Below are 12913 nucleotides of genomic sequence, written 5' to 3'. Positions count from 1 at the left end.
ATCGGTGCGTAGGGGATGGGTGGGGGTCATGTCGCCGATCGACCATTTTTCTTTCGGGCTCTTAACGCCCGTGCTCGCGTACGTCATGTCCAGCGTGGGCTCCATGCTCGGACTGCTGCTGACCTCGAGAGCCCGCCTCGCCGGCGGGCGCGAGGGCAAGTACTGGCTGGCGGGGGCGGCCCTGGCGATAGGCGGCACGGGCATCTGGACCATGCACTTCATCGCCATGCTGGGCTTCTCGGTGAACGGCTCGGTGATCCGCTACGACGTCCCGCTCACCGCCCTGTCCGCCTTGATCGCCGTCGTCTTCGTGGGGCTGGGGCTGTTCCTCGCCTCGCACGGCGGGGAGCGACTGGGGTTCCTGCTCGGCGGCGGCGTCCTGACCGGCATCGGCGTGGCGAGCATGCACTACCTCGGCATGGCCGCGATGAACATGTCCGCCCACGTCTCCTACGACCCGGCGGTGGTCTCCCTCTCGGTCCTGATCGCGATCGGGGCGGCGACCGCGGCGCTCTGGTTCACGCTGCGGGTCAGGGGCGCGCTCAGGATCGGCGGCGCGGCCCTGGTCATGGGCGTGGCGGTCTCGGGGATGCACTACACGGGGATGTACTCGATGTCGGTGACCACGCACCCGGAGATGGTGCCCGTCCCCGGCGCCAGGGCCATCGACCTCCTCCTGCCGCTGATCGTCGGCATCAGCGTGATCACCGTGGGCCTGCTGCTCACCGTCATCCTGTCTCCGTCGGAGAAGGAGCTGCGCAGCGAGGCGGCGTACAAGGCGCGGATGCGTGACAGCGACGAGGGCGCGCCGGAAGTGGATCTCTTCGGCACGCCCCGCGGTTGAGCTATCTCCAGGTACGGCTTGCGACGCGTGGTGGGCCGCCTGCTCGCCGCGGCGCAAGCCGTACCCTCGCAGCGGTGATCCCGCTGGTTCAGAAGGTACGGCCGCGCGCTTGCAAGCCGCTTTCAGCTAGCCGAAGAACACCTCGGCCTCGGCGTAACGCGAGGCGGGCACGGTCTTGAGCTCGGCCGTGGCCTCGTCGAGCCCGACGCGGACGATCTCGGTGCCGCGCAGCGCGACCATCTTGCCGTAGTCGCCCTCATGGGCCGCGTCGATGGCCTGCAGCCCGAACCTGGTGGCCAGCACCCGGTCGTACGCCGTCGGGGTGCCGCCGCGCTGGATGTGGCCGAGCACCGTGGTGCGGGCCTCCTTGCCGGTGCGCTTCTCGATCTCCTTGGCCAGCCTCTCGCCGATGCCGCCCAGCCTGACGTGGCCGAACGCGTCGAGCTCGCCCGTCTGCAGCTCCATCTGGCCCTCGACCGGATGGGCGCCCTCGGCGACCACGATGATCGGGGAGTAGCGGGTGCGGAAGCGGGACTCGACGTATTCGCAGACCCGTTCGATGTCGAACGGCCGCTCCGGGATGAGGATGACGTTCGCGCCGCCCGCCATGCCCGCGTGCAGCGCGATCCAGCCCGCGTGGCGGCCCATGACCTCGCAGATGAGCGCCCGGTGGTGGGACTCCGCGGTGGTGTGGAGGCGGTCGATGGCCTCCACCGCGATGTTGACGGCGGTGTCGAAGCCGAAGGTGTAGTCGGTGCCCGACAGGTCGTTGTCGATGGTCTTGGGCACGCCCACCACGTTGACGTCGCGGTCGTACAGCTGCTTGGCCACGCCCAGCGTGTCTTCGCCGCCGATGGCGATCAAGGCGTCGACACTGGTGGCGGCGAGGTTCTCCTTGATTCGGTCAACCCCGCCCTCGATCTTTATCGGGTTGGTGCGGGAGGAGCCGAGTATGGTGCCGCCGCGTGGCAGGATGCCCCGCACGGCCTGGATGTCGAGCGGCATCGTGTCGCCTTCGAGCGGGCCGCGCCAGCCGTCACGGAAGCCGACGAACTCATGACCGTAGACGCTCACCCCCTTACGCACAACAGCCCTGATCACAGCGTTGAGACCGGGGCAGTCGCCGCCTCCGGTGAGCACTCCTATACGCATGGCGGGTTCCTCCCGATGGGGGTCACCTTGATGTCAGACTCGCATTGTGCCCGCCGTCACGGGCAGTGGTCTAGACCAAACGCACAGCTCCACGACATAAACATGGATTGCGAGGAGATTTCGTGAGTGTGTTGGCCATCGATGCCGGGACAACGGGGGTGACCGCGCTCGTTGTCACCGATAACGGGCAAATCGAGTCAATGGGCTACGAGGAGTTCAGACAACATTTTCCCTCGCCAGGCTGGGTCGAACACAATCCCGAGGACATCTGGCAGGCCACGCTCTCCGCGTGCAGCGCGGCGCTGAGCCGCGCCTCCGGCTCACCGGCCTGTGTCGGGCTCACCAACCAGCGCGAGACCGCCGTCCTGTGGGACCGGCGCACGCTGGCGGCCCCGTGCCGGGCCATCGTCTGGCAGGACCGGCGCACCGCCGGGATGTGCGGGCGGCTGCGCGACGCGGGCCACGAGCCGCGCGTGTCGGAGCTGACCGGGCTCCGGCTCGACCCGTACTTCACGGCCTCCAAGCTCGCCTGGCTGGCCGAGCACGAAGAGGGCGTGTGGGAGGGCGTCGAGACCGGCAACGTCGCCGTCGGCACGGTGGACTCCTACCTCATCGCCAGGCTCACGGGGGGCAAGCGGCATGTGACCGACCCGTCCAACGCCTCGCGCACACTCCTGTACGGCCTCGCGTCCGGCACCTGGGAGCCCGAGCTGTGCGAGCTGTTCGGGGTGCCCGAGCACGCGCTGCCCGAGATCGTGCCCAACTACGGGCCGATCGGCTTCACCGAGCCGTCGGCCTTCCTCGGGCTGGAGCTGCCGATCAGCGGGGTGGCCGGCGACCAGCAGGCGGCGCTGTTCGGGCAGACGTGCTTCGACGTGGGCGACGTGAAGTGCACCTACGGCACGGGGTCGTTCGTGCTGGCCAACCTGGGCGGGGAGATCGTCAGGTCCGAGGAGGGACTGCTGACCACCGTGGCCTGGCAGACGCCGTCGGGTGAGCGCACGTTCGCGCTGGAGGGGTCGATCTTCGTGACCGGGGCCGCCGTGCAGTGGCTGCGCGACGGGCTGGGGCTGATCGGCACGGCGTCGGAGTCGGAGGCGCTGGCGCGCACGGTGCCCGACAGCGGGGGCGTGGTGTTCGTACCGGCCCTGACGGGGCTGGGGGCACCGCACTGGGATCCCCACGCGCGCGGGCTGATCACCGGCATCACGCGCGGCACCACGCGGGCCCACCTGGTCAGGGCCACGCTGGAGGCGATCGCGTTCGAGGTGCGGGACGTGGTCGAGGCGATGACCGGCGGCGCCGTGCCGGTGCTCAAGGCCGACGGCGGGGCCAGTGTCAACGATCTGCTCATGCAGATCCAGGCCGACCAGCTCGGCGCGGCGGTGGAGCGCCCGGCACTCCAGGAGACCACGGCGCTCGGAGCGGCCTTCCTGGCCGGGCTGGGCGCCGGGGTGTGGGGATCGAGGTCCGACCTGCGCAAGACCTGGCAGCTCGAGCGGCGCTTCGTGCCCGGCGCCCGTGACGACGCCGCCTACGAGCGGTGGCGCGAGGCCGTCGAGCTGGCCTCCCACCACCCGTCGGTCACAGGCTGACGCCCGCGTCAGGGGGCGCCTGCCGGGCCCTTGGCGAAGCGCGTCAGGAGGTTGACCGTGGCACGGCGGGTGAAGGCGGCGGCGCGGTCGGGCACGCCGTGCCCGCACCGGCGTCCCCGCATCGCGCACACCCAGCGCATCGTCCCCGACGCGAACACCCCCGCCCCGCTGGGCGCCACGTAGTAGGTGCTGTGGGAGACGGTCGCCCGCCCGCCGCAGGAGAACGGCGACTCCGCCAGCACCTGGACGTTCCCGGGCGACCCCGGCGACACCTTGTCGGCCTCCACGCCGACCATCCCGGGGAAGCTCCCGCCCTTGGTGCCTGCGAAGATCCAGTGGCCCGGCCGGGTCACCCGGTAGACGCCCTCGGCGGGGAAACAGTCGTACATCTGCCCCACCAGCGCGCTCTCCGGCCGCGAGTCCCGCCACAGCGTGCAGAGCCGTTCCTTGTCGCAGGCGAGCGTCCTGCCGTGCATCGCGATCCGCCAGTAGACGGCGTTGGCGCCGAGGAAGGCCAGGTTCGTGCCGCTGTCCCTGGCCTTGGTGACGACGGCGCGCATGCCGGGCGACCAGTACTCGTCGTGGCCCAGGGACACCACGGCGCGGGCGCCGTCGAGCACGCCCGGCTTGAGGTCGAGGTCCGTCAGGTACGCCAGGGGCACGTGGCTCCGCTCGGCCACGGCCAGCGCGTCCTTCTCGAAGTCCAGGAAGAGCCGGGCGCCGTCGCGGTCGTACGGGCGGTCGAAGGTGACGGCGCGGGAGCGGCCGTCGAACCCGCCGGCGCCCTCGTAGAGGCTCCGGCCGCCCCACAGGTTGTACGCCTGCCAGGTCGTGACCCCGTTCAGGATCACCACGCGGCCGGCGGTGGAGGCCGAGCGCACGGTGATCGGGACGTAGCGCTGGCCCCCGGTGGAGGCGTCGAGCCTGATCAGGTACGCGCCCTCCGGCCAGCCCGCGGTGTCCACGCCGAGCGAGGGCCGCCAGTGCGCGGCGGAGACCGTGCCGGCGGTCGGGCCGCCCACGATCTTCATGGGCGCCTGGCGCTCCCCTTTGACCTCGGGCGACTCCCAGACCTTGGCCGGGTTCGCGCCCATGCGGAAGGCGCTGGCGGAGAAGCGCGGCGCGGTCGTGGAGACCCGCAGGTGGAAGCGCTCGCCCGGCAGGACGCTCACCTGGTCGGCGTAGCCCTCGATCTCGTGCTCCGCGCCGCGCTCGCTGATGCGCCACGACTCGTGCACGTCCGTGGTGGCGGACGGGCTCGGAGTGCCCGGTTCGGGGGTCGGGGCCGGGGCCGGGGGCATTCCGCCGCACCCGGCCACGAGAAGGAGCAGGACGAGGACCTTTCGCACCCGCTCATGGTCGTGGCCGGACCACCCCCGTGGGCCGCGACTTGGCGAACTCCTTACATGATCAGCACGCAGGACGGGCGTTCGACCTCGTACCCCCGGGCGGAGGGCTGGGGCACGCCGTCCTTCAGCTCGAGGAGGGTGACGGCGTTCGACTGCTGGTTGGCCACGTACATGGTGGTCCCGTCGATGGCGAAGTGCCGCGGCCAGTCGCCGCCCGACGACACCTCGGCCACGGGTGACAGGTCCGCGGCGCGCAGCACCGTGATCGTGTTGGGGCCGCGGTTGGCGACGTACACGAGATCGCCCTCGATGTGGAGGTGGGAGGGGCAGTTCTCGACGTCCTCGCGGGAGGCGGGGACGACGGTGCGGCGCTCGCCGTCGATGAGGGTGACGGTGCCGTCGAGCTCGCCCGCCACGTACAGGCGGGATCCGACGAACGCGAAGTGGCGCGGGCCCGTGCCCGGGTTCATCGGGATCGGCTCCAAGGGGGTGCCGTCGTAGCGGTAGCGGCGGATCTCGTCGGTGCCGAGGTCGGAGACGTGCAGGATCTCGTCGTGGAAGACGGCCTGGTGGGCGTGCGGCCCCTCCTGGCGGTCCTTGTTCGGGCCCGAGCCCTTGTGGCGCAGCACGATCGGATCGCCCTCGAACGCGCCCCGGGAGTCGAGGCGGTAGATGACGACCGTGCCGTCGCCGTAGTTGGCCACCGCGAGCACGCTGCCCGTCGGATCCACGGCGACGTGGCAGGGGCTGTCGCCCTCGCTCGGCCGCTCGTCCAGCGGGCTCAGGGTCTGCCCGGCCTGGAACGCGCTCAGCCAGCCGCGCTGGAGCTCGCCCGCCGCGTACAGCACCGGCAGGGTGGGATGAGCGGCCAGGAACGACGGCGACGCGACGCGGGCGCGCAGCCCGTCGCCGAGCGCGCAGATGCCGGGGCCGTATCCGCCTACATAGACCTGCTTCACAGCCGGGATCCTTCCATGGTTGACTAGAGCAATGAATTCATTGACAGAGGCAAGAGTCTCTGAGATCAGGGCCTTCAACCGGTTCTATACGAAAGTGATCGGCGTGCTGCAGGCGGGCCTGCTCGACTCGCCGTATTCGCTGACCGAGGTGAGGGTGCTGTTCGAACTGGCGCACAGCGCGGCGATGGAGACCGGGGAGCTGCGCACCCTGCTCGGCCTGGACGCGGGTTACCTCAGCAGGATTCTGACCCGGCTGGACGCCGACGGGCTGGTCGCGCGCGAGCGCTCCGCGTCGGACGCGCGCAAGCAGCTCGTACGGCTCACGCCCGCGGGCGCGGAGACGTTCCGATCGCTCGACGAGCGCTCGGCCGGGGAGATCGAGCGGCTGCTGGCCGGGCTGCCGGAGGAGAGCCAGGAGCGGCTGGTCACCGGCATGGCCGAGATCAGGCGCCTGCTGGGGCCGGAGGGCGGGCAGCGCTCCTATGTGATCAGGCCCCCGCGCACCGGCGACCTCGGCTGGGTGGCCTTCCGGCACGGCGACCTCTACGCCCGCGAGTACGGCTGGGGCACCGGCTTCGAGCAACTCGTCGCCAGGATCGTCGGCGAGCTGGATTTCTCGCGCGACGCGGGGTGGATCGCCGAGGTGGACGGGGAGCGGGCCGGGTGCGTGTTCTGCGTGCGCGAGGACGAGACGACGGCCAAGCTGCGGATGCTGCTGGTGGAGCCGTCCGCCCGGGGGCTCGGGATCGGGCGGCGGCTCGTGGAGGAGTGCCTGCGGCACGCGAGGGCGGAGGGGTACAAGCGGATGACGCTGTGGACCCGCGACTGCCTGGTGAGCGCGCGGCGCATCTACCAGGCGGCCGGGTTCGAGCTGGAGTCGGAGGAGGCGGGGACCGAGAACGGGGTCGAGGTCACCGAGCAGGTGTGGTCGCGCGACCTCTAGGCCACCAGTTGAGCGGGCCCGCCAGGCGCATCAGGCTCGGCACGAGCACCGCCCTGATCACGGTGGCGTCCACCAGCACGGCCACCGCCATGCCGACGCCGAGCATCTGCACGAACGCCACCTGCGCCGTGGCGTACGCGGCGAACGTGAGCGCCAGGATGCCGCCGGCGGCCGTGATCAGCGGCGCTCCCCCTTGCAGGCCGGTGGCCACGGCCTGTTCGGTGTCGCCCGTCCTGTCGTACTCCTCCTTGATGCGGGAGAGCAGGAACACCTCGTAGTCCATCGACAGGCCGTACGCGACGCAGAGCATCAGGATCGGGATGCTGGGGTCGAGCGTGCCCGTCGGGGTGAAGCCGAGCAGGCCGGAGAGGTTGCCGTCCTGGAAGACCCAGACGACGGCCCCGAACATGACGCCCAGGCTGAGGAGGTTCATGAGCGAGGCCTTGATCGGGAGGATCAGGCTTTGGGTCATCCCGAACAGGACCAGGAACGTGACGCCGAGCATGAGGGCCAGCACCAGCGGGAGCCGGTCGACGACTGAGGCCCGGTAGTCGGCCAGCTCGGCCGGGTAGCCGCCGACGAGGACCTCGAAGGGCGGCTCGACGGCGCGTACGGCCGCCACGAGCCGCACGGGGTCGCCGGCCAGCGCCTCGCCGGACGGGACCACGGACAGCCACGCGCCCTGCCCCTGGAACCTCCGGGTGTCGCCGTCGCCTGCCCGCCGGCCGTCCGTGAACGAGCCGGCGGCGGAGTCGACCTGGGCGACGCCGGGCAGGCGGGAGAGTGTCGCGGCATACTGCGAAATATCACCCGACGCCCGATCTTTCGCGACGATCTGGATGGCGTCGCTCTCCTCCGCGGGGAAGGACTGGCGGATGACCTCCTGCGTCTGCCGGGACGACGCCTCCGGCGGCAGGATGCGATCGTCCGCCGCGCCGAAGCGCAGCCCCAGGAGCGGCGAGGCGAGCAGCAGCAGCACCGCCGTGGCCAGCCCGCCGAAGACCAGGGGCCGGCGCATCACCCTGGTGGCCAGCGCGTGCCAGAACCCGGACTCCCGCTCAGGCCGGACCCGCCTGGGCAGCATCGTGCCGCCGATCGAGGCGAGCGCCGCGGGCAGCACGATCACCGCCGCGAACAGGCCGCCGACCACGACGGCGATGCCCGCGTACGCGAAGGATCTCAGGAAGTCGAACGGCAGCGCGAACAGCACGGCCAGAGACGCGGCCACGGTGAGCCCGCTGAACAGCACGGTCCGCCCCGCGTGCTCGACGGCGCCGGCGACCGCGCTCGCCCGGTCGGCGCCGCGCCGTGTCTCCTCGCGGAAGCGCTGGATCACGAAGAGGCAGTAGTCGATGCCGAGCCCGAGCCCCATGGCCAGCGTCAGGTTGAGGGCGAACGTTGAGATATCGGCGAACAGCAGGACGCCTCGCAGGAGCGCCAGGCCGATCACCATCGCGAGCACCCCGGCGAGGATCGGCACCAGGGCCGCCATGGCCCGCCGCTGGTAGAGCCAGAGCAGCACGAACGCCAGCGGGAAGATGACCAGCTCGGCCCGGACGAAGTCCTGCCTGGCCAGCGGCACGGTCTCCCTGAAGACCTCCTCCCCTCCCCCGGCCCGCACCTGGAGCAGGCCGGTGCCCTTGGTGATCTCGGGCACGAGCCTGGGCAGGACCCGCGCGCGCACGTGACCGGCGTCCCCGGGGACGCGCACCACGATCAGCGCGTGCTTGCCGTCCTCGCTGCGCAGGGTGGCGGGCCTGCCCCGGGTCCAGTACGAGGCGGACTCGGCGACGCCCTCCTGCGCGGCGACCCGCGCGGTCAGCTCCCTGCCCTCGGCCTCGACGGCGGGGTCGTCCACGGTGCCGGACCTGGCGGTCACCAGGAAGACCAGGTCGGGGCTGCCGGTGCCGAAGCGCCGGTCCAGCTCGCTCTGCGCCCGGTCGGACTCGCTCCCCGGCGCCTCGAACCTGGCCAGCGACAGCCGCGGCACCGCCCCCGCCGCCAGCGCCGCGGCCACGACGAGCACGACGGCGGACAGCGCCAGCACGATCCTGCGGCGCCGTACGAGGAGGAATCCCAGCCTGCGCAGCGGTGGCCCGCCCGTCGCCTCTCGAGCTGGCCGGACCTGCGTGTTCGCTGCCATGTTCGCCTTCCCGCCGAGCCAACCCGGTAAACTGCTCGTGTTTTCGTTGCCGAACCAGAAATACAAGTTAATGCTCGTATTTGTCAACGAGGAGACCCATGCCTGAACGCACGGTCCGGCGGCAGGCGCGCGGCCTGAAGCGCATGGCGGAGATCCTCGACGCCGCCGAGTCGGTGATCGCCGAGGTGGGCTATCCGGAGATGACGACGAACCACGTCGCCGCGCGGGCGGGGATGTCACCGGGGTCGCTGTACCAGTTCTTCCGCAACAAGGAGGAGATCCTGGACGGGCTGGTGGCCCGCTACACCGTCGACCGCCAGGAGTTCTGGGCCGCCCGGCTGGCCGCCGTCACCCCGGAGGTGCCGCTGGAGGCGCTGGTGGGGCAGCTCGTGGACGAGAGCGTCCGGTTCAAGGGCGCGTCACCGGCGTACTGGTCGCTGCTGTACGGGTCGGCGACCGGCGATCAGCTGGCCGCGGCCTCGCAGCGTCTCCACGCCGACATCGCCCGGCAGGTCGCCGCCATGCTGCGCCGCCGCTCCCCCGGCCTGCCGGAGGAGCGCGCGGCGCTCATGGGGACGATGGCGGTGGCCATGGTGAAGGCGGTGATGCCGCTGGTGACCTCCGCGCCGCCCGAGCGCGGCGCGGAGCTGGTGGAGGAGCTGAAGGTCATGCTGGTGCGCTATCTGACCGCTTGATCAGGCGCGGAACGGCCCCGCCACCTCGAACGTGTGACCCTCGGTGCGGCCGCGCCTGGCCGAGAAGTAGAGCCGCTCGCCGCCCGGCGAGAAGGCCAGCCCGGTCAGCTCCGCTCCGGGGCGCCCCTCCAGCCTGAGGAACGGCGTGACCTCGCGGTCGGGGGTGATGACGTCGATCTCCGTCGTCTCCCTGGCCACGTACAGGTCGCCCGAGGGAGCGGCGGTGATGGCGCGCACGCCCTCGCAGAGCCGGTCGAGCGTGGAGGTCTGCGCGTCGTAGGCCCACAGGCCCGTGTCGCCCTTGGTGGTGAAGTAGCACACGCCGCCCGCGTAGTGGCAGCCGTCGCCGCCGTCGAAGTGGCGGGCGTCCTCGACCTGGTGGCGGGCCGCCGTGAACAGGGCCGCCGGTGACGGCACCGCCTGCCAGCGGCCCTCCGAGCACAGGACCTCGAGCGTGCCCTCCGTCAGGTCGCCCCAGTCTCCGGGCCTGAACCGGTAGAAGCAGCCGTCGGGCTCGTCCTCGGTCATGTAGATCACGCGCCGCTCCGGGTCGCAGGCGGCGGCCTCGTGCCTGAAGCGGCCCATCGCCAGGCGGGGGCGCGCGGCCCGCGCGCCGTAGGGGTCGCACTCGAAGACGCGGCCGCGGTCGCCGAGCTCGCACGACAGCCAGGTGTGCCACGGCGTGGCGCCGCCCGCGCAGTTGAGGTCGGTGCCCGACAGGATGCGGTACGCGTCGCCGACGGTGCCGTCGGGGCGGAAGCGCAGCGCCGAGGCGCCGCCGAGCAGCGGGAGCTCGGAGTTGGACACGTAGATCCAGCCGGCGCCGTCGGGGAAGCAGGCGCCGCCGTCGGGAGCGGCGTGCCAGGTCAGCCCGGCGACCTTCTGGCCCGAACTGGCCACCACCCTGCCGGTGAACCCGGAGGGCAGCGCGAGGTCGTCCGCGCCCGGCAGGCCGAGCGGACCGTACGGGCTGGTGCCGCCCCGCCAGAGCGGGCCCGTGCGGAGGAGAGTCTTGTGGGACATCGTGGGGCCTCCCTCTAGGTGCCACGCTAGTCGACCGCACCGACATGAATGGCAGGGACTCGCGACATCAAACTCTTCGCAAACCCCGGACCGTCGGGGCAGCGGGCGTGGCCGCTCCACGTGCGGCGGGAGGCATGCCGAAGCCCGGGCTCCCGATCGGGCTCCCGGGCTTTCTGGCAGGTCAGTGCAGGTAAGGCCAGTGCAGGCCAGGCCGGTGCAGGTCAGGCCAGTGCAGGCCAGGCCAGTGCAGGCCAGGCCAGTGCAGGCCAGGCCGGTGCAGGTCAGGCCAGTGCAGGCCAGGCCGGTGCAGGTCAGCCCATGGCCTGGAACATCCAGTGTTGCTTGTCGATGTCCTGCGCCACCGAGATGATCAGGTCCTGGCTGACCGGGTCGGCCTCCTCGGTCGTCCGGACCCGCTCGTGCATCCGCTTGCTGACGCCGTCCAGGAGATCGGTGATCGTCGCCACCACCTTGCCGTCCTCCAGCCAGCCGGACTCCGGCTGCTGGAGCTTCGTGGCCCTGGCGACCGTGGCGGAACGGCCGTCCGGGTTGGCGCCGATCGCGACGGCGCGTTCGGCGATGGTGTCCATGTGCGTTCTGGCCAGGTCGGTGAGCTCGTCGAGCTGGAGATGGATCGAACGGAAGTGCGGACCGATGAGGTTCCAGTGTGCTTGCTTGGCGACCAGCGAGAGGTCGATGAGATCGACCAGGGCGCCCTGCAGAGCCTCCGCGACGGTGTTCTTGGCCTCGCCCGAAAGGGGGCCGGTGATCTTCGCCATGTCGCATTTCTCCCTGTAAGTAGGACTTTTCCCTATTTAGAACGACAACGACAGGGCGGCAGGCATTCCATGCCGTTATTGACAGTGTAATAATGACAGTGTCATGGTGGAGGTATGAGCGACACCTGGACCATCGGCGAGCTGGCCGAGCACGCGGCGCGCGCCCTGCGCGGCGGCGCGGCGTCCGCCAACGGCCGGGTCCGTGACGTGCCCGGAGAGCGGCTGATCAGGTGGTACACGACGATCGGCCTGGTGGACCCGCCTCTGACCAGGCGCGGCAGGATCGCCCAGTACGGCCGGAGACACCTGCTGCAGCTCGTTGCCGTCAAGCGCCTGCAGGCGGCCGGCCACTCGATCGCCCAGATCCAAGCGGCGCTGGCCGGCGCCACGGATCGCATGCTGGAGGCCACGGCCGGCCTGGCACCCACCTCCGGATCACCGGACGGGCCCTCCCCCTCCGGCCCGGGACTCGCCACCGCCCTTGAGCCAAGCACCACCCCGAGACCGGCCGCCGCTTGGAGCCCGGACACGACGCCACGGGCAGACGGGGCGACTTGGCTGGAGGACGCGCTGCACGGCGAGGCACCGCCGCAGCACGGGCTGGCGGCCACCGACCACGCGAGGCCGGAAGCCGGCGCCACACATGACGGCCCAGGAGCCGGTGCCGATGCCACGCACGACGGCCCGGCAGGCGACACCCGCGCCGCCCACGACGGCGCCGGGGCCCGGCGTGACACGGCCGAGCGCCGGGCGGCCGAGCCCGATGCGATGTGGGCCGATGACGACGTGGCACAGGCCACGACCGGCACCGCACAACCCCCGGACGGCGTCGCACGGGCCGGTGGGGAGCACGTCAGGCGGCGGTTCTGGGCTGATCGGCCCGGGCAGGCGGCCGCACGGGCTCCCAGAACGGCCGGTCTAGGGGCGGCCCACGAGGGAAGCGCTGCCCGGGTGGTCACAGAGGTCAGGCTGGCAGACGGGGTGCGGCTCGTGCTGGACGCGGGCCGGGTCCCCTCCAAGGAGGACGTTCAGGCGGTGCTTGCGGCGGCGGCGCCGCTGCTCGCGGTGCTCGAAGAGAGGGAACTCACGTCAACTACTACCGGCTGATGCCGGTGGTTTGCTCTCACGGGCCCGTCTGGCTGAAGGGAGGCCGGTAGCGTGTGGCTGGTTGACAGCAGCCCAGCCCGCGGCGCCGCGTTGGGCGATGTTGCGGGCCGCGATGTGGTCGGCGTGCCCAGCGAGGCCGCACCGGGTGCAGGCGAAGCGGCCCCGTGCCGGCCGGTTCGCTCTGCTGGTCCATCCGCATTCCGGGCAGGCCTGGCTGGTGTAGGCGGGATCGACCAGCATGAAGGCGACCCCGGCCCGTACGGCCTTGTAGCGGGTGAACTCGATCATCTGGGCGAACGCCCAGGAGTGCAGGGTGCGCCGCTG

12 protein-coding genes are annotated in these 12913 nt (G+C 71.5%); 5 read left to right on the top strand and 7 right to left on the bottom strand.

The window, feature by feature from the left end; translation table 11 throughout:
- Positions 1 to 28: 28 nt before the first annotated feature.
- A complete protein-coding gene (locus AB0J64_RS38555) occupies positions 29 to 844 on the top strand; it encodes an MHYT domain-containing protein (protein ID WP_364038785.1) in 816 nt (271 codons plus the stop codon).
- Positions 845 to 970: 126 nt separating this feature from the next.
- Here the strand turns inward: AB0J64_RS38555 and AB0J64_RS38550 are convergent, their stop codons facing one another.
- Positions 971 to 1996: a 6-phosphofructokinase gene (locus AB0J64_RS38550; RefSeq protein ID WP_364038782.1), complete on the bottom strand. Its 1026-nt coding sequence runs from the start codon at positions 1994 to 1996 to the stop codon at positions 971 to 973.
- A 122-nt stretch (positions 1997 to 2118) separates the two neighbouring features.
- On the opposite strand from AB0J64_RS38550, the gene glpK reads away from it, so the two are divergent.
- The gene (glpK, locus tag AB0J64_RS38545) at positions 2119 to 3591 is read left to right on the top strand and encodes a glycerol kinase GlpK (protein WP_364038779.1); all 1473 of its coding nucleotides are present in this window, start codon (positions 2119 to 2121) and stop codon (positions 3589 to 3591) included.
- 8 nt (positions 3592 to 3599) lie between these two features.
- On the opposite strand, the gene AB0J64_RS38540 is transcribed toward glpK, so the two are convergent.
- Positions 3600 to 4940, bottom strand: coding sequence for a N,N-dimethylformamidase beta subunit family domain-containing protein (locus AB0J64_RS38540; RefSeq protein WP_364038776.1), 1341 nt, complete (start codon positions 4938 to 4940; stop codon positions 3600 to 3602).
- 53 nt (positions 4941 to 4993) lie between these two features.
- A complete protein-coding gene (locus AB0J64_RS38535; RefSeq protein WP_364038773.1) occupies positions 4994 to 5899 on the bottom strand; it encodes a beta-propeller fold lactonase family protein in 906 nt (301 codons plus the stop codon).
- 31 nt (positions 5900 to 5930) lie between these two features.
- On the opposite strand from AB0J64_RS38535, the gene AB0J64_RS38530 reads away from it, so the two are divergent.
- Entirely contained in the window at positions 5931 to 6842 is a 912-nt protein-coding gene (locus tag AB0J64_RS38530) for a helix-turn-helix domain-containing GNAT family N-acetyltransferase (protein ID WP_364038770.1), read from the top strand.
- On the opposite strand, the gene AB0J64_RS38525 is transcribed toward AB0J64_RS38530, so the two are convergent.
- Positions 6811 to 8985 carry an MMPL family transporter gene (locus tag AB0J64_RS38525; RefSeq protein ID WP_364038767.1) on the bottom strand — a complete coding sequence of 725 codons (2175 nt, stop codon included), beginning with the start codon at positions 8983 to 8985 and terminating at the stop codon, positions 6811 to 6813. The genes AB0J64_RS38530 and AB0J64_RS38525 overlap by 32 nt on opposite strands.
- Positions 8986 to 9083: 98 nt before the next feature.
- Between AB0J64_RS38525 and AB0J64_RS38520 the strand changes: the two genes are divergently transcribed.
- Positions 9084 to 9680 (top strand): TetR/AcrR family transcriptional regulator, encoded by a 597-nt coding sequence (locus AB0J64_RS38520; protein ID WP_364038764.1) that lies wholly within the window; start codon positions 9084 to 9086, stop codon positions 9678 to 9680.
- Here the strand turns inward: AB0J64_RS38520 and AB0J64_RS38515 are convergent, their stop codons facing one another.
- Together AB0J64_RS38515 and AB0J64_RS38510 are read right to left on the bottom strand one after the other, a co-directional pair.
- Positions 9681 to 10703 carry an alkaline phosphatase PhoX gene (locus AB0J64_RS38515; protein ID WP_364038761.1) on the bottom strand — a complete coding sequence of 341 codons (1023 nt, stop codon included), beginning with the start codon at positions 10701 to 10703 and terminating at the stop codon, positions 9681 to 9683.
- Between the two features lie 311 nt (positions 10704 to 11014).
- Positions 11015 to 11482 carry a DNA starvation/stationary phase protection protein gene (locus AB0J64_RS38510; protein ID WP_364038758.1) on the bottom strand — a complete coding sequence of 156 codons (468 nt, stop codon included), beginning with the start codon at positions 11480 to 11482 and terminating at the stop codon, positions 11015 to 11017.
- 114 nt (positions 11483 to 11596) lie between these two features.
- Between AB0J64_RS38510 and AB0J64_RS38505 the strand changes: the two genes are divergently transcribed.
- Entirely contained in the window at positions 11597 to 12589 is a 993-nt protein-coding gene (locus AB0J64_RS38505) for a MerR family transcriptional regulator (RefSeq protein WP_364038755.1), read from the top strand.
- Here AB0J64_RS38505 and AB0J64_RS38500 read toward each other — a convergent pair.
- The coding region (locus AB0J64_RS38500; RefSeq protein WP_364038752.1) for a transposase at positions 12572 to 12913 on the bottom strand (342 nt) is incomplete at its 5' end. The two genes, AB0J64_RS38505 and AB0J64_RS38500, sit on opposite strands and share 18 nt — an antisense overlap.

Source organism: Nonomuraea sp. NPDC049695 (assembly GCF_040674955.1).
Lineage (GTDB): Bacteria > Actinomycetota > Actinomycetes > Streptosporangiales > Streptosporangiaceae > Nonomuraea > Nonomuraea helvata.
Note: the sequence above shows the minus strand (reverse complement) of the source record. Positions and strands in the feature narration are given on the sequence as shown.

Coding starts and splice junctions, on each gene's coding strand:
- AB0J64_RS38525 (WP_364038767.1), bottom strand. CDS start 8,985: ATGGCAGCGAACACGCAGGTCCGGCCAGCTCGAGAGGCGACGGGCGGG.
- AB0J64_RS38530 (WP_364038770.1), top strand. CDS start 5,931: ATGAATTCATTGACAGAGGCAAGAGTCTCTGAGATCAGGGCCTTCAAC.
- AB0J64_RS38520 (WP_364038764.1), top strand. CDS start 9,084: ATGCCTGAACGCACGGTCCGGCGGCAGGCGCGCGGCCTGAAGCGCATG.
- AB0J64_RS38505 (WP_364038755.1), top strand. CDS start 11,597: ATGAGCGACACCTGGACCATCGGCGAGCTGGCCGAGCACGCGGCGCGC.
- AB0J64_RS38555 (WP_364038785.1), top strand. CDS start 29: ATGTCGCCGATCGACCATTTTTCTTTCGGGCTCTTAACGCCCGTGCTC.
- AB0J64_RS38510 (WP_364038758.1), bottom strand. CDS start 11,482: ATGGCGAAGATCACCGGCCCCCTTTCGGGCGAGGCCAAGAACACCGTC.
- AB0J64_RS38550 (WP_364038782.1), bottom strand. CDS start 1,996: ATGCGTATAGGAGTGCTCACCGGAGGCGGCGACTGCCCCGGTCTCAAC.
- AB0J64_RS38515 (WP_364038761.1), bottom strand. CDS start 10,703: ATGTCCCACAAGACTCTCCTCCGCACGGGCCCGCTCTGGCGGGGCGGC.